Origin of the sequence: Microbacterium sp. Leaf436 (assembly GCF_001424715.1) — a bacterium.
Lineage (GTDB): Bacteria > Actinomycetota > Actinomycetes > Actinomycetales > Microbacteriaceae > Microbacterium.
Genome location: NZ_LMRB01000005.1, coordinates 63,766 through 84,220, shown reverse-complemented (window position 1 = coordinate 84,220; position 20,455 = coordinate 63,766). Strand labels below are relative to the sequence as shown.

Here is a 20,455-nt window from a genome sequence, read left to right as displayed (position 1 = left end):
TCGGCACCCCTGTCGGCGTGCCGCCCGCGCGTGCCGCCCCGCGCGTGCGGGGACCGTGAGGCGTGCTCAGCGCTCCCCGGGGTAGACGACGCCGATCTGCCGGCGCACCTCGTCGAGCACGCCCATGATCGCCACGGTCTCATCGATCGGCTGCACGTCGCTCGACGTGGCGCCCGCGGCGATCAGACGCTCGGCCGCGAGGGCCTGATACTGCATGCCGCGTCCCTCGACCTCGCTCGTGAACTGCTCGGCCACCGCGTTGTCGGGCGTGACGACGCGGAACGACGTCGGGGTGTACCAGACCCGATCGATCTCGATACGGGCCTCGGTGCCGACGATCTGCGCCGAGTTGGTGCCGGCGCCCCGTGACGATGACACGGTGGTCGACACCGCGCCGCCGGCGTGGGCGAACACCGTGGCGACCTCGGCGTCGCTCCCGGCATCCGACAGGCGCGCCAGCGCGGTGATGCGCTCGGGAAGGCCGAGCACGTCGACGGCGAACGAGATCGGGTAGATGCCGAGGTCGAGCAGCGCGCCGCCGCCGAGCTCGAGCGCGTTGAGGCGGTGCGCGGGGTCGGTGGAGATCTTCTGCGTGTGATCGGCCGACACCACGCGGATCTCGCCGAGCGTTCCCGCGGCGAGGATCTCGCGGATGCGCACCATGTGCGGCAGGTAGCGCGTCCACATCGCCTCCATGGCGAGCAGACCCTTCTCGGCGGCCTTGTCGCGGATGGCGGCGGCTTCGACCTCGTTGAGCGTGAACGGCTTCTCGACCAGCACGTGCTTGCCGTGGTCGAGGGCGAGCAGCGCCGTATCGACGTGGCCGGGGTGCGGGGTGGCGATGTACACGATGTCGACCGTGGGGTCGGCCACGAGGTCGTCGTACGAGCCGTGCGCGTTCGGGATGCCGTAGGTCTCGGCGAACTCTCGGGCGCTCTCGATGCGGCGTGAGCCGACGGCGGCGACGTGGAGACCCGCGGTACGCAGGTCGGAGGTGAAGGCGTGCGCAATGCCGCCCGTGGCGAGGATGCCCCAGTGCAGTCCGGTCATACCCCCACCGTATCGGCGCGCAACCCTCCGGGGGCCCGCCGGGCCGCACGGCGACAGGAGCGGCCGTCTAGGCTCGTCGCATGACGCCCGTCGAGCGCTTCCGCGAGCTCCTGGCCATCGCGACGGTGTCGCGGTTCGACCCCGCCGACGTCGACGACGAGGCCTTCGCCGCGTTCCACGCCGCACTCGAACGTCTCTACCCGCTCGTCCACACCCGACTCGAGCGCGAGGTCGTCGCGGGGCGGTCGCTGCTCTACCGCTGGGCGGGAACGACCGACGCCGCGCCCCTGGTGCTCCTCGCGCACCAGGACGTCGTCCCCGTCGAGGGGCAGCAGTGGCGGCATCCACCGTTCTCGGCCGAGATCGTGGGCGAGGGAGCCGACCGCACGATCCACGCCCGGGGGGCGATCGACGACAAGGGCGCCCTCGTCGCCATCTTCGAGGCCGTCGAGCAGGCCCTGGCCGACGGGGTCGTCCCGCGCACCGACATCTGGCTCGCCCTCGGCCACGACGAGGAGACCCGCGGCACGGGGGCGCAGGCGATGGCCGCGCTGCTCGCCGAGCGGGGCGTGCGTCCGGCCCTGGTGCTCGACGAGGGGGGCGCGGTGGTGGAGGGAGCCGTTCCCGGCGTCGCCGCGCCCACCGCCATGATCGGCGTCGCCGAACGCGGAGTCGCGACGTTCGACCTCGTGACGCGCGAGGCCGGCGGACACGCCTCGACGCCGCCCGCCATGCCCGGGACGGCCCGTCTCGCCCGGGCCGTCGATCGCCTGCGTCGCCGCCCGTTCCCGCTCCGCCTCGCCCCACCCGTGCGGGCCATGCTCGCGACGGCGGCGGCCCACGCCGCGCCCCCGCTGGGCACGGTGTTCCGGCACGGCCGTGTCACGGCGCCCCTGCTGACGAGGGCGCTGGCGCAGGTCGGCCCCGAGACGAACGCACTGGTGCGCACCACCGCCGTCGTCACGCGTCTCGAGGGAGCGGCGGGCGACAACGTGCTGGCCACGGTCGCCCGCGCCGGGGTCAACGTCCGCCTGCTCACCGGCGACACCCTCGCCGATGTGGCGATCCACCTCCGCCGCGCGGTTGCCGACCCGCTCGTCGACATCGAGCTGCGCCACGGCGGGGAACCCTCGCCGGTGTCGCCGTGGCGGGGCGAGGCCTGGCGGCGGCTGTCGGCGACGGTGTCGGCGACCCTCGGCGACGACGTGGTCGCGCTGCCCTATCTGCAGCTCGGCGCCAGCGACAGCCGCTTCTACACCGGTCTCACCGACGCCGTGTACCGCTTCGCGCCGTTCCACCTCACCCGCGCAGAGCGTGACGCGCTGCACGCTCCCGACGAACGCATCCGCGTGGACGTGTGGCTCCGCGGCATCCGGTTCTACCGCGCCCTGCTGGAGTCCTGACGCCCCGTGGACGGGGGGAAACCTCGGCCGACGGGGGAGGCGCGCGCGTCGGTTAGTCTCGTGTGACCGGTCACGCAACAGCGCGCGACCCGCGACGAGGCGGACCATGAGCGACACCGACACCCCGGAAGCGACGGGCCGCGCCCCGAGCATCCGTGACGTCGCCCGTCTGGCGGGAGTGTCGTATCAGACGGTCTCGCGTGTCATCAACAACAGCCCGCAGCTGCGACCCGAGACGGCCGCGAAGGTGCGCTCCGCGATCGCCGAGCTGAAGTTCGTGCCGAACCAGGCGGCCCGCGCCCTCGCCACCAGTCGCTCCCGGTTGATCGGCGTCCTCGGTCCGCGCACCACGACGTTCGGCGTCGCGACCATGATCCAGGCCGTGGAGTCGGCCGCGCGCGCGGCCGGATACCGCCTGACGGTGACCAACCTCGCCACCAGCGCGCCCGACGACGTGCGCGCCTCGATCGACCACCTCATGCAGCAGTCGGTGGAGGGGCTCATCGCCGTCGCCCCCCAGACGCGGGTGCTGCCGATCCTCGACGAGCTGCAGCTCCCGGTGCCCGTGCAGATCGTGTCGTCGACGGGCACGACCTCGTCGCACAACCACCAGACCGCCGGCGCGCGGGCGGCGGTGCGTCATCTCATCGAGTTGGGGCACACCCGCATCCTGCACATCGCCGGGCCCCGCGACTGGGTCGAGGCCGATCATCGGATGCGCGGGTACCTCGCCGAGATGGACGCCCACGATCTCTCCCCCCGGCCGCCGGTGCTGGGGGACTGGAGCGCGCAGTTCGGCTTCGAGGCGGGGCTCGAGCTGTTGCGCACCGAGGATGCCACCGCGGTCTTCGCCGGCAACGACCACATGGCCCTGGGGTTCATGCATGCCGTTCGCGCCATAGGTCGCTCGGTGCCCGAGGACATCTCGGTGGTCGGCTTCGACGACGTTCCCGAATCGGCGCACCTGTGGCCGCCGTTGACGACGGTGCGGCAGGACTTCGCCGGCATCGGCACGCGCGCCGTGATCGATCTGCTCACCGCCCTCGGGGTCGACGTGGAGGACATCGCCGCGGGCGAGCCCGATCACCTGCGGTTGATCGTGCGCTCGTCGACGGCTCCGCCGTCGTGGTGACTTTCGTCACGTTTCGGCAACGGCTGGACCGCGAACGCATCGGGACTTGACAGCCACTGCTCAGCGCGAGGTAGCATCACTCACACAATGTGAACGGTCACATGACCGGGTCACACGGCCGACGGGACTCGCTGCGGAGCGGATCCGTCGAGACGAAGACGTTTCGAACGACGCGGGTGACCCGCCTCATCGACCGCCTCCGTTTCGCCCCGCCGACCGTGCGCCCGACGTGCGTCGTCAGCACTGCCCGCGATGGGCTCCTCGGGGGACATCGCGACAAACACCCAACGGAGGGAACCAGAGTGAAGAAGCACAGCATGCTCAAGGCGATCGCAGGAGCGGGCGTCCTCGCGCTCGGCATCGGCCTGGCCGGTTGCGCGGGAGACCGCACCGGCGCCGGCAGCGGCGACTCGGCAGAAGCCGGCGGCATCATCGGCGTCGCCATGCCGACCCAGCAGTCGGAGCGTTGGATCGCCGACGGCAACAACGTCAAGTCGCAGCTCGAAGAGCTCGGCTACCAGGTCGACCTGCAGTACGCGAACGACGACATCCCCACGCAGGTCTCGCAGATCGAGAACATGATCACCTCGGGCGCCAAGGCGCTCATCGTCGCCTCGATCGACGGCACCACGCTCACCGACGTGCTGCAGCAGGCCAAGGACGCCGACATCCCCGTCATCGCGTACGACCGCCTGATCAACGGCACCGAGAACGTCGACTACTACACGACGTTCGACAACTACAAGGTCGGCGTCCAGCAGGCCACGTCGCTCCTGACCGGCCTCGGCGTGCTCGACGCGTCGGGCGCCGAGACCGGCGCCGCCGGCCCGTTCAACGTGGAGCTGTTCGCCGGGAGCCCCGACGACAACAACGCCACGTACTTCTGGAACGGCGCCATGGACACCCTCAAGCCCTACATGGACAAGGGTGTGCTGACGGTTCCCTCCGGCCAGACCGAGTTCGGCCAGGCGGCCATCCTCCGCTGGCTGCCCGAGACGGCGCAGAAGCGCATGGAGAACATCCTCACCGTCATCGGCGGCACCAAGCTCGACGGCGTGCTCTCGCCCTACGACGGCCTGTCGATCGGCATCATCTCGGCCCTCACCTCGGGCGGCTACGCGGCGAACGCGCTGCCGGTCATCACGGGTCAGGACGCCGAGGCCGGCTCGATCAAGTCGATCATCGCCGGTGAGCAGTACTCGACGATCTTCAAGGACACGCGCGAGCTCGCCAAGCAGGCCGTGACCATGGTCGACGACATCCGCAAGGGCGAGACCCCCGAGGTCAACGACGAGAAGACCTACGACAACGGCAAGAAGGTCGTCCCCTCGTACCTCCTCGAGTCGACGATCGTCACGAAGGACAACTACAAGGAACTCCTGATCGACAGCGGTTACTACACCGAGGCCGACCTGGGTTGATCCCCCGGGAGGGTTCCGACCCTCCCACCCCGCCTCCGCCGCGGCCCGACCGGGTCGCGGCGGAGGCTCCTGCGGGTCGGCGCGCAGCGCCCCCGCCCCATCATCCCGACCGGCCACGAGCCGGTTCTGCAAGGAGGACCTCGTGAGCACCATCCTCGAGATGCGCTCGATCACCAAGGAGTTCCCCGGCGTCATCGCGCTCGCCGACGTGTCGTTGACCGTCGCGCGCGGGACGGTTCACGCCATCTGCGGCGAGAACGGCGCCGGCAAATCGACCCTCATGAAGGTGCTCAGCGGTGTGTACCCCGCGGGCGACTACCGCGGCGAGATCGTCTTCGACGGCAACACCGTCGAGTTCAAGGACATCCGCGACAGCGAGGCCGCCGGCATCGTCATCATCCACCAGGAGCTGGCCCTCAGCCCCTACCTGTCCATCGCCGAGAACATCTTCCTCGGCAACGAGATCACGCACCGCGGTCTCATCGACTGGGATGCCACGAACCGCGAGGCCTCGAAGCTCCTCGCCCGTGTGGGTTTGGGCGACAGCCCCGACGTGCCCGTCAACGAGATCGGTGTCGGCAAGCAGCAGCTCGTCGAGATCGCGAAGGCGCTGTCGAAGGACGTCAAGCTCCTCATCCTCGACGAGCCCACCGCCGCCCTCAACGACGACGACTCCGAGCACCTGCTCGACCTGATCCGTCACCTGCGCGGGCAGGGCATCACCTGCATCATCATCAGCCACAAGCTCAACGAGATCCGCGCGATCGCCGACGAGGTCACGATCATCCGCGACGGTCGCACGATCGAGACGCTGGATGTCGCCACCGGCGGCACGAGCGAGGACCGGATCATCCGCGGGATGGTCGGCCGCGAGCTCGAGAACCGCTACCCCGACCGCGACGTCGAGATCGGCGACGAGGTGCTGCGCATCGAGGACTGGAACGTCAGTCACCCGACCGACGCCAACCGCGTCGTCATCCACGAGGCCAACCTGACGGTGCGCGCCGGCGAGGTCGTCGGGATCGCGGGCTTGATGGGTGCCGGTCGCACGGAGCTGGCGATGAGCGTGTTCGGCAAGAGCTTCGGTTCGCGCATCTCGGGCACCGTCTACATCAACGGCAAGAAGGCCGACACCTCGACGGTTCCCGCCGCCATCCGCAGCGGGCTCGCGTACGTCACGGAAGACCGCAAGGGCGCCGGCCTCAACCTCATCGACACCATCAAGCGCAACATCTCGCTCGCCGGGATGCGCAAGCTGGTGAAGGGCGGGTTCGTCGACGGCGACGAGGAGTACCTGGTCGCGAACCGCTACCGCAAGTCGATGAACATCAAGGCGCCCAGCGTCGACGTGGTGGTCGGGAAGCTCTCCGGCGGCAACCAGCAGAAGGTCGTGCTGTCGCAGTGGCTGTTCTCCGACCCCGAGGTGCTCATCCTCGACGAGCCCACCCGCGGCATCGACGTGGGCGCGAAGTACGAGATCTACACGATCATCAACTCCCTCGCGGCGCAGGGGAAGGGGGTGCTCGTCATCTCTTCGGAGCTGCCCGAGCTCCTCGGCATCTGCGACCGCATCTACACCCTCAGCGAAGGCCACATCACCGGCCAGCTGCCCATCGAAGAGGCCACTCCCGAGGCCCTCATGGTGCTCATGACCAAGGAAAAGGAAGCCGACCATGTCAGCGCTTGACAACACCGTGACCCCCCAGGGTCCCGCCACGCCGAAGGGTCCCGTCGGCGGCGGCACCGGCAGCGGTGCCGGCGGCATGCTGCAGTTCTTCACCTCTCGGCTGCGCGAGATCGGCATCTTCATCGCGCTGATCGTCATCGTCCTGCTGTTCCAGGCGTTGACCGGCGGTCGTCTGCTCACCGCGGGCAACGTGTCGAACATCATCGTCCAGAACAGCTACATCCTGATCCTCGCGATCGGCATGGTGATGATCATCATCGCCGGGCACATCGACCTGTCGGTCGGTTCCGTCGCGGCCTTCGTCGGTGCCGTCTCGGGTGTGCTCATCGTGCAGTGGGGCCTGCCCTGGTGGCTCGGCATCCTGCTGTCGCTGCTCCTGGGTGCCGTGGTCGGCATGTGGCAGGGCTTCTGGGTGGCGTATATCGGCATCCCCGCGTTCATCGTGACGTTGGCGGGCATGCTGCTGTTCCGCGGCCTCACGCAGATGACGCTGGGCAACACGCAGATCACGCCCTTCCCGACCGAGTACCGCCAGCTCGGCGGTGGCTACCTCTTCCCCGACCTGTTCCCGGCCGCCAGCTCGCCCGCCGAGTGGATCACCGTCGCCCTCGGCGTGCTGACCCTGGTCATGTTCGTCGTGTCGCAGGTGCGCCAGCGCGCCAAGCGCGCGGCGCTCGAGCTGCAGAACGAGCCGCAGCTGTGGTTCATCCTCAAGATCGTCGGTGGCGGCGCGCTCATCGCCTACCTGACCTACCTGCTGGGCGTCGCTCCCGGCTCGCGCGGGACCCCGATCGTCCTCGTCGTGCTCGCCGTGCTGGTCATCGGCTACTCGACGGTCATGAGCCGGAGCGTCTTCGGTCGCCACATCTACGCGATCGGCGGCAACCGCACCGCGGCGAAGCTGTCGGGCATCAACACCCGTCGCGTCGACTTCATGCTGTTCGTGAACATGGGCGTGCTCGCGGCCCTCGCCGGCATCGTCTTCACGGGTCGCCTGAACTCGGCCGGCCCCGGCGCCGGAAACCTGTTCGAACTGGATGCCATCGCCGCATCGTTCATCGGTGGTGCCGCCGTCCAGGGTGGTGTCGGCCGCGTGGTCGGCGCGATCGCCGGTGGTCTCGTCATGGGTGTGCTCAACAACGGCATGTCGCTCATGGGTATCTCGACCGACGTGCAGCAGTTCATCAAGGGTCTCGTGCTGCTGCTGGCCGTGGCCTTCGACGTGTGGAACAAGAACCGCACCCGCGGGTGATCCACGCTCGTCCCGAAACGCCCCGTCGCCTCGCGCGACGGGGCGTTTCCCGTGTGTGGGGCAGGATGGAGCGGGTGACCCCCCGCACGCCGCTCCGTGCCGCCGCCGCCCTCATGGCCGTCCTCGCCCTGGCCCTGGCCGGCTGCACGTCCACGACCGCGCGCACCACGGGGACGAGCGACGGTGCAGGGGTGATCGGTATCGCTCTTCCCTCGACCGCCGACGCCGAGTGGATGCGGGCCGGCGACGCCCTGTCCGCGGCTCTGCGCGACCGCGGCTATCGCGTCGACCTGCAGTTCGCGGCCGACGACGCCCGCACGCAGGTCGCTCAGGTGCAGAACATGCGCACGAAGGGTGCGGATGCCGTGATCGTGGCGCCCCTGCCGGGTGACGTCTCCGCGGCGGCGCCCCCGTCCGAGGGGACTGACCCCGTCGTGCTCTTCGGGCGGACCTCCACCGCCTACGCCGTCGCCTTCACCGCGGTCGTCGAGCCGGAGGAGCTGGGTCGCGCGCAGGCCGAGGCGCTGCTCGCGGAGCTGCCCGAGGTGACCCCGGATGCCGGGTCCGACGCCGGGGCGACGATCGAGCCCGACGCCGGCCCCGACACGGACGAGAGCACCGGGCCCGACGCGGGGACGAGCCCCGACGATTCCGCTCCGGTCGTCGCGCCCGCCCGTGTCGCGGTGCTCGCGGCGACGACCGACGACGCGTGGGAACGGCGTCGGTACGACGCTGCCGTGGCGACCCTTGCTCCGGCCGCCGTCGACGGGCATCTCACCCTCGTGGCGGGAGCGACGTGGGACGAGGCGGCGGTCGCCGACGATCCCCTCGACGTCGCCGACGCGGCCGAGGACCGTGCTCGCGCGCTCGGCCGCTCCGACCCGGCCCCCACCGCGCTGCTGGCCCTGGGCGATGCCGTCACACGCGGCGTCGTGACCGCGGTGACCACCGACCCGCCGGCCGACGACGACGCCTCGCCGTCTCCCACCCCCGTTCCCTCGTCGACGGCTGCTCCTGCGCCGGCCCCGCTCGTGGTCGGTTCGGGCGCCGACACCGTCACGGCGCGGGCGCTCCACGACGGCGCGATCGCCGCGACCGTCTTCGCCGACCCGCGGGCCCTGGTACCGGCGACCGTCGATGCGATCGACGCCCTCCTCGCCCGCCGCGCGCCGGAGGCCGGCGTGATGAGCGGGTCGCCCGAGATCCTCCGGCCCGACGACGTCGACACGGCCCTGGTCGATACCGGCTGGCTGCGCGCCGACGACCTTTCGGGATAACCCGAACGCGCACGGGGGCTGGCCGGGCGGTGCCCCCGCGGGGCTCACCCCTAGCGTGGAACCCATGACCACGGCATCCGTCCTTCCGCCTCCTCCGCCGGCGCCCTCGGGCACCGACCCCGCCGCGAGCACGACCGCGCCCGCGTCGGCACCCGCGGCCGTCACGGCTGCGCCGACCCCGCCGCGCATCCGCGTCGCCTCTCCCGGCCGGGTGGCCGGTGCCGCCGCGCACCTCGCCGCGCTCGGCCTCATCGGCCCCGCCGTCTTCAGCGCCCTGTTCGGCATGCTGGGCGCCGGTCTCGGACTGCTCGCCGCCCTCTTCGTCGGCGTCATCGTGCTCGTCGCCTTCGTCTACGTCCTCTTCGCCATCGCCTGGTTCGAGCGCGCGCGTCTCGACGGCCTCTACGGCTTCGGGCTGCCGCCGCTGCGTCCGCGGCGGAGCCCCCGCCCCGGATTCGTCGGCGTCCTCGACACGATCTGGCTGCAGGCGAAAGACCCCGGGCAGTGGCGCGCGGTGGCCTCGTTCACCATCGCGACGCTGCTGGGAATCATCACGCTCGCCGTCGCCGGCCTCGCCGCCTGGGGCCTGGCGTTGATGATCAGCCCGATCTTCGGGTGGTCGAACACGCGGCTGCTCGGCTTCGTCCCCCTCGAGGGGGTCGCCGCCCCGCTCGTGGGACTGCTCGTCTTCGTGGCGTCGCTCGCCGCGATCGTCGGCCTGGCGGTGCTGCACGGGGTCATCGCCCGAGCCATCCTCGTCCCCTCCCGCGAGGCACAGCTCGAGGAGCAGGCACGGACGTCCGACACCCGCCGTGCCGGAGCCGTCCGCGCCGCCGAGGTGGAGCGCACGCGCATCGAACGCGACCTGCACGACGGCGTCCAGCCGCGCCTCGTCTCGATCGGCATGACGCTGGGCCTGGCCCAGACCAAGATCGACGACGACCCCGAGGCCGCGAAGGCGCTCGTCGCCGAAGCGCACGCCTCGACCAAGTCGGCCATCACCGAACTGCGCCAGCTCGCCCGCGGCATCCACGCCTCGGTGCTCGACGATCGCGGACTGGATGCCGCCCTCTCGGCGCTCGCCTCGCGCTCGCACATCCCGGTCACCCTCGACGTGCGGCTGTCACGCCGCTGCAGCCGTCCGGCCGAGGCGGCCGTGTATTTCTCGATCGCCGAGGCGCTGACCAACGCCGCCAAGCACTCCCGGGCGACCGGATGCCGCGTGCACGTGCGCCTGCGCGAAGACGGGACCCTGTGGGCCCGGGTCGAGGACGACGGACTGGGCGGTGCGCGCATCGTCCCCGGCGGGGGCTTGGACGGCATCGTCAACCGCGTCACCGCCGCCGGCGGCACGGCCCGCATCGACAGCCCCCAGGGCGGTCCGACGACGGTGGAGGTGAACGTACCGTGCGCATCCTGATCTGCGAAGACAGCGTGCTGCTGCGCGAAGGGCTCGTGCGCGTGCTCGCCGACGACGGCCACGAGGTGGTCGCCGCCCTCGCCGACGCCGACGGCCTCGAGGCCGCGGTCGCCGAGACCGCGCCCGAACTCTGCATCCTCGACGTGCGGCTGCCGCCGACCTGGACCGACGAGGGCATCCGCGCCGCGATCGCGCTGAGGTCGCGGCATCCGGGACTCCCCGTGCTGGTGCTGTCGCAGTACGTCGAGGAGCAGTACGCCAGCGACCTCATCGCCGACGGGCAGGGGGCGCTCGGCTACCTGCTGAAGGACCGGGTCGCCGACGTGCGGGACTTCCTCGACGCGCTCGTCCGCATCGCCGGCGGGGCGACGGTGCTCGACCCCGAGGTCGTGGGGCAGCTGCTGGCGCGGCGTCGCCGCGACGAGCGCCTGCAGAGCCTCACCGAGCGCGAGCGTTCCGTGCTCGCCCTGATCGCCGAGGGGCGCTCGAACCAGTCGATCGCGCAGGCGCTGTTCGTCTCCGAGGCCAGCGTCGAGAAGTACATCACCGCCATCTTCACCAAGCTCGGCCTCGAGCAGGGCGAGACGGGCAACCGCCGCGTCATCGCCGCCCTCGTCCACCTGGGCCACGACCACACTGGAGCTTCCTCATGACCGTGCAGCCCCCGCTCGATCCCACCCCGCCGGCCCCTCCCCGCCGCCGCGGCACGGCCCTCGCCGTCTCGATCGCGACCATCGTCGTGGGCGGATGCGTGCTCCTCGGCGCGGTCGTCGGCACGGGCGTGTCTGCGGCGGCGACCTTCCGCGACAGCGGCACCGCCGTCGACGCGGGCGAGACCTCGACGAACGGTCTCACCGACCTCGACGTGGAGGTGGCCGGTGGGGCGCTCACCATCGAGTACGGAGACGTCGCCGACGCCCGGCTCGACACGAGTGGGCGCGACTCGAGCGGGTGGACGTTCGAGCGCGACGGCGACACCCTGCGGGTGAGCTCGCCCCGGGCGGGACTCGTCGGATGGGCCGGCGACGCCACCTCGGCCACCCTGACCCTGCCCCGCACGTCGGCGACCACCGATCTCGACGCTCGCATCGACGTGGCCGGCGGCGCGCTCGATCTCGACATCGACCTGGCGTCGCTGACCGTGGAACTGGCCGGAGGCACGGTCGATCTGTCGGGCAGCGCGCGCACCCTCGACGTCTCGGTGGCGGGGGGTGCCGCGTCGACGACGCTCACCGGGGTCGACACCGCGACGTTCGAGGTGGCCGGGGGAAACCTGTCCGCCACCCTCGACGGGGTCGCGCCCGCCCGCACCACGGTGAAGGTCACCGCGGGCTCGGCCGACGTCACGCTGCCCGACGACGCGTACGACGTGACGATCGACGGCGGCCTCGGCAACGTCGACAACCGCCTGCGCACCTCACCGTCGGCGACGTCGGTCGTCGACGTCGAGGCCGAGCTGGGGCAGGTGTCCCTGACGTCCTGAACCGCGTGAGTCGCCGGTATTCGTCGCTCCGCTCGGCTCGCGGGCGACGAATGCCGGCGACTCACGCGCGGGTGCGGGCGGGGCGCGAGGCGGCGATGGCGGCCAGCACGAGGACGATCCCGGCGATCTGCGCGACCGCGAGCGACTCGCCACCGACCATGACGCCGAGCAGCACCCCGGTCACGGGATTGAGCAGTCCGATCAGTCCCACCGTGCCGGCGGGCAGGTGACGCAGGCCCGTGAAGTAGCAGACGAAGGCGAGCGCGGTCGCGACGACGGCGATGCCCGCGTAGGCGGCGATCCCCGCGGCATCCACCCGGGGCGGTGCGCCTTCGACGGCGACGCCCGCCACCGTCAGGGCCAGTCCGCCCGCGATCAGCTGCCACGAGGTGGTCGCGAGCAGCGGCACCTCGTCGCTCCAGCGCGTGGTCAGGATGCCGCCGAGCGAGAACACCAGCAGCGCGGTGGCCGAGATCACCACCCCGAGCGCCGGCACCACCCCGGTGCTCCAGCCCACCACGAGCACGACACCCGCGACGCCGAGCAGGGTTCCCGCGGCCCAGCGCAGGGTCGGGCGCTGACCGAGCAGGGGCCAGGCGAGACCCGCGAGGGTGAGCGGCGAGAGCGCCATCACCGACGAGGCGATCGAGGAGGGCAGCAGCTGAGCGGCGAGGTAGACGAGGACGAAGAACGCGCCGAAGTTGAGCAGACCCAGCACCGGCGCCTTCCACCACCAGCTGCCACGTGGCCGGCGGCGGGCGAGGGTCCACAGCAGCAGGCCCGCGGGGAGGGCGCGGAGCGCCGCGCCCCAGAGCGGGGCATCGGCCGGCAGAAGATGTCGCGTGACCACGTAGGTCGCTCCCCAGGCGATGGGGGCGACCGCGGTGACGGCGACGAGACGCCATTTATCTTCCATGGAAGGAACTATAGCTTCCGCGGAAGATATAGTGGGAGCATGGATGCCGACCACGTCGACCGGATCGTCGAGCAATGGGCCGCCGAACGGCCCGACGTCGACGCCTCACCGATGCAGATCTTCGGGCGCCTCAGCCGCATCACCGATCACCTCGAGGCCGAGCTGCTCGGCGTCTTCCGACGCTTCGGTCTGGGCGAGGGCGAGTTCGACATCCTGGCCGCCCTGCGCCGCGGCGGCGAGCCCTACGCCTGCGCCCCGGGCGAGCTCGCGCGCCACACGATGGTGACCACCGGCGCGGTGACGAAACGCGTCGATCGGCTCCTGGCATCCGGTCTCGTCTCGCGCAGCGCGAGCGACGGCGACGGTCGCGGTCGCGTGGTCTCGCTCACCGCCGAGGGCCGCCGGGTGATCGACGAGGCCGTGGTCGCGCACACGGCGAACGAGCAGCGCCTGCTCGCGTCGTTGACTCCCGCCCAGCGCCGCGCTCTGGAGTCGCTGCTGCGCGAGTGGGGGAGCGCTCTGGGCGTCTGAGCCCCCGTCCCTCCCGCGCCGCGGGCCGGGTCGGGTCGGCGGGGACTAGGACTTCAGAGCTTTGGCGATGCGCTGGGGCGACACGGGCTCGGCCGTGCCGAGGCGCTGGGCGAAGAGGCTCACGCGCAGCTCCTCGAGCAGCCAGCGGGTCTGCACGAGGTTCGCCGGCGCGTCCGCCGGGAGGGGCATGGCACCCCCCGCCTCGACGAAGCCGGCGGCGGTCCGCTCGTATTCGGTCATGCGCTGGCGGTCGCGGCCGGGGTTGTCCGACAGGGTCTTCACCCGGTCGAGAGCACCCGCGAGGTAACGCGGGTAGTGCTGCAGTCGGGACAGGCCCGCGCGCGAGAGGAACCCCGAGAACAGCAGACCCTTCAGCTGCCCCCGCACGTCGTTGAGGGCTCCGAGCAGGGTGATGGACGCGGCATCCTTCATCGCCCGCTCCACCTCGCGCTGGCCGAGCAGGATCCTCGCCGCAAGCGACACGGTCTGGAACGTGCGGTCCACCGACGCCGCCGAGAAGGCGTCGCGCACCCGCTCGAAGTCGGCCCGGGTGCGCACCAGGCCCGAGGGGGCCTCGCGCCGCAGGATGTCGTCGGCCAGGGCCACGCGCGCGTCCTCGATCAACGCTTTCGCGTTCTGGTACGGGGATGCCGCGAGCGCGAGCTTCTCGTTCGCGGTGAGGTGATCGAGAACGTACGTCGCGGGGGAGGGCACGGCGAGCAGCATCAACCGACGGATGCCGGCGCGGGTGTTCCGCGCGGCGTCCTCGGGGGTCGCCTCGACGCGGAGCGCCACGCTGTCGCCCTCGTCGACGAGAGCCGGGTAGCCGCGCACGACGCCGCCGGCGACCGGGGTGTCGACGACCTCGGTCAGCTCGTCGAGGTCCCAGGTCGTGAGCTTCGCGCGCGAAGCGAACGCGGGCGAGGCCTCGGCGACGCGCGCCGACGCGCGGGTCGAGGGGCGCGCGATGGTCGACTCGACGCTCGAGCGCGCCTTGTCGGCCAGGCGGCGCTGCAGGGCGCCGAGGTCGCGGTCGCTGCCGATCGCGCGGCCGCGGGTGTCGACCGCGCGGAACGACACCATCAGGTGACCGGGTACGCGCTCGAGCTCGAAGTCGGCGGCGCTCACGCGCTGGTTGGCGACGCGCTGCACGAGCGCGGCGAGCGAGTCGACGAGCGTGGTGCGGGGCAGGCCGTTGGCCTGCTCGGGCCCCTTCTCCGCCAGCTCGGCGCTGAACTTCTCGGCCCAGTCGGCGGCGGGCACGACGTTGCGGCGGATGGTCTTGGGCAGGGCGCGCAGCAGCGCCGTGACGAGCTCGTCGCGCATGCCCGGCACCTGCCAGTCGAAGCCGTCGGGCCGCAGCTGCGCGAGCAACGGCAGGGGTACGACGACCGTCACGCCGTCGTCGGGGGCGCCGGGTTCGAAACGGTAGGCGAGGTTCAGCGTCTGGTCGCCCTGCTGCCACCGGGCGGGGAAAGCCCGGTCATCGCCCTGCGCGCGGTCGCCGGTGAGGTCGGATTCGCGCAGGTCGAGCAGGTGCGGCGTGCGGTTCGAGGCGTCTTTCCACCAGGCCTCGAACGAGCGCACGTCGCTGACGTCGGCGGGGATCCGCGAGTTGTAGAACGCGAAGACCGCTTCGTCGCCGATGAGGATGTCGCGGCGGCGCTCGCGCTCCTCGATCTTCTCGAGCAGGCGGCGTTGTTCCTGGTTGCGACGCAGGAACGCGGTGAGCCGCTTGTCGAGCACCGAGGGGTCCCACTCGCCCTCGACGAGGGCGTGCCGCACGAACATCTCGCGCGCGAGCGGACGATCGAAACGCGCGAGCTGCACCCGGCGCCGGCCGACGAGCTCGACCCCGAAGAGCGTCACCTTCTCGTAGGCCGCGGCGGCCCCGGCATCCTTCGACCAGTGCGGCTCGCTCAGCGACCGCTTCACCAGGTCGGGGGCGAGGTCCTCCGCCCACGCCGGGTCGATGGCGGCGACGGTGCGCGCGAACAGCCGCGAGGTCTCGACGAGCTCGGCGGCCATGACCGCCGACGGACGCCGCTTCTTCAGCCCGGAACCCGGGAAGATCGCGAATCGCGCACCGCGCGCGCCGATGTACTCGCCCTTGGTGGGGCGGGCCTCTCCCGGTGCCTTGCGATCCTTGGCCTGCGCGACGGTGCGTGGATCCAGGATGCCGAGGTGCGACAGCAGCCCCGACAGGATGGCGCGGTGGATGGCATCGCCGGCGGCGTGGCCCTCGGGGGCAGAGGCGTCGTGCTGGGGGCCGCGGTGCGAACCTCGTCCCGATTCGTGCGAGCCGTGTCCCGAATCATGAGGCCTGGAGGGGTCTGAGACAGCCGAAAGTGGGACGGGGTTCCGACCGCCGCGCCCGCGCCCGCCGTCGTTGGAGCCGCGCTCGCCGCCCAACGATCGCAGCTGCCGGTGCACGTCGACCCACTCGCGCACGCGCACGTAGTTGAGGTGCTCGCTGCGGCAGAGGCGTCGGAAGGCGCTGGAGCCGAGCTCGGCCTGCTTCTCCTGCAGGTACTCCCACAGGTTCAGCAGCGAGAGGAAGTCGCTGGTGGGGTCGGTGAAACGCGCGTGGAACCGGTCGGCCTCGTCGCGGCGCTCCTCGGGGCGCTCGCGCACGTCTTGGATCGACATGCCCGACACGATCGCCAGCACCTCGGACTGCACGTCGTTGCGGCGCGCCTCGATGAGCATGCGGGCGAAGCGGGGATCGATCGGCAGGCGCGAGATCTCGCGGCCGATCTCGGTCAGACGCGGCGTTCCCGACTCTCCGCGGGCGGGCAGCTTGACGGCGCCGAGCTCGACGAGCAGGTCGAACGCCGCCTTCACGCCCCGCGAATCGGGCGGGGTCAGGAAGGGGAAGGCCTGGATGTCGCCGAAACCGAGCGAGAGCATCTGCAGGATGACGGATGCCAGGGAGGTGCGCAGGATCTCGGGTTCGGTGTACTCCGGACGCCGGGTGAAGTCCTCTTCGGAGTACAGGCGGATCGCGATGCCCGGCGAGGTGCGGCCCGCACGGCCCGAACGCTGCTGCGCCGAGGCCTGCGAGACGGCCTCGATCGGCAGACGCTGGATCTTCGAGCGGTTGCTGTAGCGCGAGATGCGCGCGGTGCCGGTGTCGACGACGTACCGGATGCCGGGAACGGTGAGGCTCGTCTCGGCGACGTTCGTGGCCAGGATGACGCGGCGGCGCACACCGGCGACGCTCGAACGCTCGAACACGCGGTGCTGTTCGGCGGCGGAGAGGCGTCCGTACAGCGGCAGCACCTCGGTGGGCGCGGCGTCGTTCCGGTACGCCCCGCGGATGGCATCCGCCGCATCGCGGATCTCGGCCTCGCCGGGGAAGAAGACGAGCACGTCGCCCGACGACTCACGGTCGAGTTCGCGCAGAGCCGCCACCACGGCTCCGACCTCGTCGATGTCGTCGCCGTCGCGCCCGGGCTTGGCGGCGGGCCGGGCCGAACTCCTGACTTTCTGCGGGCCGGATGCTTCGCGGCGGCGGGATGACGCGGCGTCCGTGCCGTCGGCATCCCCATCCTCAGGAGTTTCGCCCGCACCCTCGACGATCTCGGCCCCACCGGCCGGTCGATAGCGGATCTCGACCGGATACGTGCGGCCCGACACCTCGATCACCGGCGCGGGAACCGGATCGCCGCCGGGCTCGGCCGGGGGAGCGGCGAAGTGGCGCGCGAAGCTCTCGGGGTCGATGGTGGCCGAGGTGACGATGACCTTGAGGTCGGGGCGCTTCGGCAGGATGCGGCGCAGGTACCCGAGCAGGAAGTCGATGTTCAGGGAGCGCTCGTGGGCCTCGTCGACGATGATCGTGTCGTAGCGGCGCAGCAGGCGGTCGCGGTGGATCTCGTTGAGCAGGATGCCGTCGGTGACCAGCGCGACGCGCGTGTCGGCCGACACCTTGTCGGTGAAGCGCACCTTGTACCCGACGGTGGAGCCCAGCGGTACCTGCATTTCTTCGGCGATGCGCTCGGCGATCGTGCGCGCGGCGATGCGGCGGGGCTGCGTGTGCGCGATCGAGGTGCGCCCGAGCTCGAGGCAGATCTTGGGCAGCTGCGTGGTCTTGCCCGAGCCCGTCGCCCCGGCCACGATCACGACCTGGTGGTCGCGGATGGCGCGCGCGATCTCGTCCCGCGCGGCGCTGACGGGCAGCTCGGGCGGGTAGACGATGACGGGTTCGACAGACACAGCCTTCGAGCCTATCGCGGTGTCCGCCGTCGGGTGCCGTGCCCCCCCCGGATGCGGGCGGAGCGCCGAGACCCGTCAGGGCATCGACGCCTTCTGCGCGAGGATGCGGGAGGCCGCGGCGTCCACCTTGGCCGCGAACGTGCTGTCGGCCTGCGCCCGGGCGAGCACCGCCTGTCGCATCTCGGGGTAGACCGACGAGTCGGCCGACACCAGCAGCAGGTCGATCCCCGCCTCGACGGCGAGGGTCGCCCGGTCGGCCGGCGACCACGCCTGCACCTGCTGGGCGGCCGAGAGGTCGTCGGTCGTCACGACGCCGTCGAACCCCACCGTGTCGCGCAGCACACCCACCACGGTGGGCGAGAAGGCGGCGGGGGCGTTGGGGTCGATCTTGGCGTAGACCGCGGTCGAGAGCATGACCACCGCGGGACCAGCGGGCAGCACGGTCGAGTACACGCCCACGTCGGCGCCGTCGGCGGTGACGAAGTCGTCGGTGACGCCGGCCGTGGTGTCGGTGTTCTCGCCCACGTGACCGAGGCCCGGGAAGTGCTTGAACGTCGGCAGCACGCCGCCGTCGCGCATCCCGTCGGCGAACGCCCCGGCCTTCGCGGCGACGGTGGCGCCGTCGTAGCCGTACTCGCGCGCGAGCTCGCCGATCGGGGGATTGGATGCCGCCGTCTCGGGGCTCGTGACGATGTCGGCGACGGGGGCGAGGTTCATGTTCACGCCCGCCTGCGCGAGCTGCGCGCCCCAGGTCGCCGCGTTCGCCCGCAGCGTGGCGTCGTCCTGCCCGCCCTGGTCGACGGCCGAGGGGATCTCGTCGAACCCCGGGCCCGAGAGCACCTGCACGGTCCCGCCCTCCTGATCGGTGGCGACCCACAGCTCGGGGTCGCCGGCGGCGACGGCCGAGGTGAATCCGCCGACGAGCGCGGCGGTCGCCTGCGTCCCGGCATCCGATCGTCCGTGCAGGAAGATCCCGCCGATGTGATCGTCGGTCACGGCGGCGAGGGTGGTCGGATCGGCTCCGTCGACCGAGGTGCCGACCATGAACATCTGACCCACCTTGTCTTCCAGGCTGAGAGCCGCCGCCGGGTCGGGCGTGGCTGTCGGCGTCGGTGTGACCGTCGGCGTCGGCGTCGGTGACGGGGATGCCGTCGGACTCGGCGCCGGAGCCGGTGGGGGCACGCAGCCGGTCAACGTCAGGGCGGTGAGCACGAGCAGGACCGCGGAGCGCGAGGCGTTCTTCACCCCTCGATCGTCTCCCATCGGGGACGCCCCCGTCTGCCCCGCCCGGGAATCAGCCGTTTCCGACGGAGCACGTGGACTGGTCGGCCTTCGACCCGCTGACGTTGCCCGGCAGCTCGACGACCTCCGGCGCCGGCGTCGCCGTCGTGGCATCCGGTGCCGGCGTCGTCTCGACGGGTGCCGGCTGCGGCTGCGACGGATCGATCTCGACGCCGCCGTTGGCTCCCGCCTCACCGGTGAGGGCGAGGGGAGCGTTCCGGGCGAGGGCGTCCCAGAGCACGGCCGCCGCCGCGTCGTCGGGGATCACGCGGTTGGTGTCGGACGGGTCGTCGACCACGGGGTACTGCACGAAGGTGACGTCGCCGAGGGGCACGTCTTTCAGCGTGTAGCCGAGCTGCGCGAGGCGCAGCGGGTCGGCGAGGCTCTCGCTCGGGGTGATGTTGTCGACGGCGGTGTTGGCCAGGCCGATCAAGGTCACCGGGTTCGAGAGCACCTCGTCGCTGCGCAGCTTGTTGAGAAGCCGCGAGAGGTACTGCTGCTGGTTGCCGATGCGCGCGAGGTCGCTGCCGTCGCCGATGCCCTTGCGGGTGCGCAGGAACGCCAGGGCGTCGTACCCCTTCACCACGCGCAGCCCGGGCTCCCACGCGATGCCCGCGTCGTAGTCGTCGATGCCGTCGCCGCCGATGCACACCTCGACCCCACCGACGGCGTCGGTGATGTTCACGACGTTGCCGAAGCTGACCTTCGCGGCGAACGGGATCGGCTGGCCCGACAGATCCGACACCGTGTCGGCGACGCAGGTCAGCCCGCCCGCTTCGTACGCGGTGTTGATCGAGGCCTTCCCGACGCCCGACGAGACCGAGCCGTCTTCGCGCGTGCAGTCCGGGATCGCGACCTGCAGGTCGCGGGGGAACGACACCACCGTCACGCGCCGCGGGTTCGTCGAGACGTGCACGAGCAGGTTGACGTCGTTGCGGTTGCCCTCGGCGCCGGGGTCGGTGCAGCGCTCGCCGAAGGCGTCTTTGACCTGATCGTCGCACTCGTCGGTGCCCACGACCAGGAGCGAGAACGGCTCGTCGTAGGTGCTGAGCGACGGAGCCTGAGAGGGCGGGTCGTTGAGGGGCACCGCGGCATCCTGAAGCCTCTGCGACAGCGACCACGCCGTGTAGCCGCCCACGACCAGCGCGGCCAGGACGACGACGGCGACGGTGAGGGCGATGATTCTGATCCACCGCCGACGAGGCGATGCCGGGCGGACCCGCGAGCGCTGGGCGGGGGGCGAGCTCTGCATCGGGTCAGTCAACCACGCTGACCCGCGCCCACCTGTGCGCGGCGCGTCGGGGCGAACCCGTGAGAACGGCCCGGCCGCGGGCGGGGCCGCACGCCGTCACGCACGCCGACGGGGCGACCGGTGACCCGGCCGCCC

The 20,455-nt window shown here is 71.6% G+C and carries 15 protein-coding genes; 10 read left to right on the top strand and 5 right to left on the bottom strand.

The annotated features are described in order from the left end of the window. Window positions 1-66: 66 nt before the first annotated feature. Window positions 67-1,050: a Gfo/Idh/MocA family protein gene (locus tag ASG45_RS15395; protein ID WP_055839783.1), complete on the bottom strand. Its 984-nt coding sequence runs from the start codon at window positions 1,048-1,050 to the stop codon at window positions 67-69. 80 nt (window positions 1,051-1,130) lie between these two features. Here ASG45_RS15395 and ASG45_RS15390 point away from each other — a divergent pair, with 80 nt between their 5' ends. From ASG45_RS15390 to ASG45_RS15350, 9 genes are all read left to right on the top strand, one after another. Beyond that, window positions 1,131-2,453, top strand: a complete 1,323-nt coding sequence (locus tag ASG45_RS15390) for a M20/M25/M40 family metallo-hydrolase (RefSeq protein ID WP_055839781.1) — start codon at window positions 1,131-1,133, stop codon at window positions 2,451-2,453. Window positions 2,454-2,559: 106 nt separating this feature from the next. After that, a complete protein-coding gene (locus ASG45_RS15385; protein ID WP_055839778.1) occupies window positions 2,560-3,585 on the top strand; it encodes a LacI family DNA-binding transcriptional regulator in 1,026 nt (341 codons plus the stop codon). A gap of 317 nt (window positions 3,586-3,902) precedes the next feature. Further along, entirely contained in the window at window positions 3,903-5,006 is a 1,104-nt protein-coding gene (chvE, locus tag ASG45_RS15380; protein WP_055839925.1) for a multiple monosaccharide ABC transporter substrate-binding protein, read from the top strand. Window positions 5,007-5,166: 160 nt separating this feature from the next. Continuing rightward, window positions 5,167-6,693, top strand: a complete 1,527-nt coding sequence (gene mmsA / locus ASG45_RS15375; protein WP_055839923.1) for a multiple monosaccharide ABC transporter ATP-binding protein — start codon at window positions 5,167-5,169, stop codon at window positions 6,691-6,693. A 76-nt stretch (window positions 6,694-6,769) separates the two neighbouring features. Continuing rightward, complete coding sequence (gene mmsB / locus ASG45_RS15370) at window positions 6,770-7,945, top strand: multiple monosaccharide ABC transporter permease (RefSeq protein ID WP_055839920.1); 1,176 nt, start codon at window positions 6,770-6,772, stop codon at window positions 7,943-7,945. Window positions 7,946-8,019: 74 nt separating this feature from the next. Beyond that, a complete protein-coding gene (locus ASG45_RS15365; RefSeq protein ID WP_055839775.1) occupies window positions 8,020-9,222 on the top strand; it encodes a substrate-binding domain-containing protein in 1,203 nt (400 codons plus the stop codon). A gap of 64 nt (window positions 9,223-9,286) precedes the next feature. Continuing rightward, window positions 9,287-10,642 (top strand): sensor histidine kinase, encoded by a 1,356-nt coding sequence (locus ASG45_RS15360; RefSeq protein ID WP_055839772.1) that lies wholly within the window; start codon window positions 9,287-9,289, stop codon window positions 10,640-10,642. Next, window positions 10,630-11,295: a response regulator transcription factor gene (locus tag ASG45_RS15355; protein ID WP_055839770.1), complete on the top strand. Its 666-nt coding sequence runs from the start codon at window positions 10,630-10,632 to the stop codon at window positions 11,293-11,295. The genes ASG45_RS15360 and ASG45_RS15355 overlap by 13 nt, the downstream gene beginning before the upstream one ends. Further along, window positions 11,292-12,125: a DUF2807 domain-containing protein gene (locus tag ASG45_RS15350; protein ID WP_055839769.1), complete on the top strand. Its 834-nt coding sequence runs from the start codon at window positions 11,292-11,294 to the stop codon at window positions 12,123-12,125. The genes ASG45_RS15355 and ASG45_RS15350 overlap by 4 nt, the downstream gene beginning before the upstream one ends. Window positions 12,126-12,186: 61 nt before the next feature. Here the strand turns inward: ASG45_RS15350 and ASG45_RS15345 are convergent, their stop codons facing one another. Next, on the bottom strand, window positions 12,187-13,041 hold the full coding sequence (locus ASG45_RS15345) for a DMT family transporter (RefSeq protein ID WP_082516649.1): 855 nt from the start codon (window positions 13,039-13,041) through the stop codon (window positions 12,187-12,189). A gap of 39 nt (window positions 13,042-13,080) precedes the next feature. On the opposite strand from ASG45_RS15345, the gene ASG45_RS15340 reads away from it, so the two are divergent. Then, window positions 13,081-13,572, top strand: coding sequence for a MarR family winged helix-turn-helix transcriptional regulator (locus tag ASG45_RS15340; protein ID WP_055839913.1), 492 nt, complete (start codon window positions 13,081-13,083; stop codon window positions 13,570-13,572). A 45-nt stretch (window positions 13,573-13,617) separates the two neighbouring features. Here ASG45_RS15340 and ASG45_RS15335 read toward each other — a convergent pair whose 3' ends face one another. The 3 genes from ASG45_RS15335 to ASG45_RS15325 form a co-directional block, all read right to left on the bottom strand. Further along, the gene (locus ASG45_RS15335; RefSeq protein WP_055839767.1) at window positions 13,618-17,787 is read right to left on the bottom strand and encodes a DUF3418 domain-containing protein; all 4,170 of its coding nucleotides are present in this window, start codon (window positions 17,785-17,787) and stop codon (window positions 13,618-13,620) included. 75 nt (window positions 17,788-17,862) lie between these two features. Continuing rightward, entirely contained in the window at window positions 17,863-19,050 is a 1,188-nt protein-coding gene (locus ASG45_RS15330) for a glycoside hydrolase family 3 N-terminal domain-containing protein (protein WP_055839765.1), read from the bottom strand. 31 nt (window positions 19,051-19,081) lie between these two features. Further along, a complete protein-coding gene (locus ASG45_RS15325) occupies window positions 19,082-20,320 on the bottom strand; it encodes an LCP family protein (protein ID WP_055839762.1) in 1,239 nt (412 codons plus the stop codon). Window positions 20,321-20,455 lie beyond the last annotated feature (135 nt).

Excerpts from the sequence above, each read along its gene's own strand:
- ASG45_RS15390 (WP_055839781.1), top strand. The coding sequence starts at position 1,131 with ATGACGCCCGTCGAGCGCTTCCGCGAGCTCCTGGCCATCGCGACGGTG.
- ASG45_RS15350 (WP_055839769.1), top strand. The coding sequence starts at position 11,292 with ATGACCGTGCAGCCCCCGCTCGATCCCACCCCGCCGGCCCCTCCCCGC.
- ASG45_RS15330 (WP_055839765.1), bottom strand. The coding sequence starts at position 19,050 with ATGGGAGACGATCGAGGGGTGAAGAACGCCTCGCGCTCCGCGGTCCTG.
- ASG45_RS15360 (WP_055839772.1), top strand. The coding sequence starts at position 9,287 with ATGACCACGGCATCCGTCCTTCCGCCTCCTCCGCCGGCGCCCTCGGGC.
- ASG45_RS15340 (WP_055839913.1), top strand. The coding sequence starts at position 13,081 with ATGGATGCCGACCACGTCGACCGGATCGTCGAGCAATGGGCCGCCGAA.
- mmsA (WP_055839923.1), top strand. The coding sequence starts at position 5,167 with ATGCGCTCGATCACCAAGGAGTTCCCCGGCGTCATCGCGCTCGCCGAC.
- mmsB (WP_055839920.1), top strand. The coding sequence starts at position 6,770 with ATGCTGCAGTTCTTCACCTCTCGGCTGCGCGAGATCGGCATCTTCATC.
- chvE (WP_055839925.1), top strand. The coding sequence starts at position 3,903 with ATGCTCAAGGCGATCGCAGGAGCGGGCGTCCTCGCGCTCGGCATCGGC.
- ASG45_RS15325 (WP_055839762.1), bottom strand. The coding sequence starts at position 20,320 with ATGCAGAGCTCGCCCCCCGCCCAGCGCTCGCGGGTCCGCCCGGCATCG.
- ASG45_RS15385 (WP_055839778.1), top strand. The coding sequence starts at position 2,560 with ATGAGCGACACCGACACCCCGGAAGCGACGGGCCGCGCCCCGAGCATC.
- ASG45_RS15395 (WP_055839783.1), bottom strand. The coding sequence starts at position 1,050 with ATGACCGGACTGCACTGGGGCATCCTCGCCACGGGCGGCATTGCGCAC.
- ASG45_RS15345 (WP_082516649.1), bottom strand. The coding sequence starts at position 13,041 with ATGGAAGATAAATGGCGTCTCGTCGCCGTCACCGCGGTCGCCCCCATC.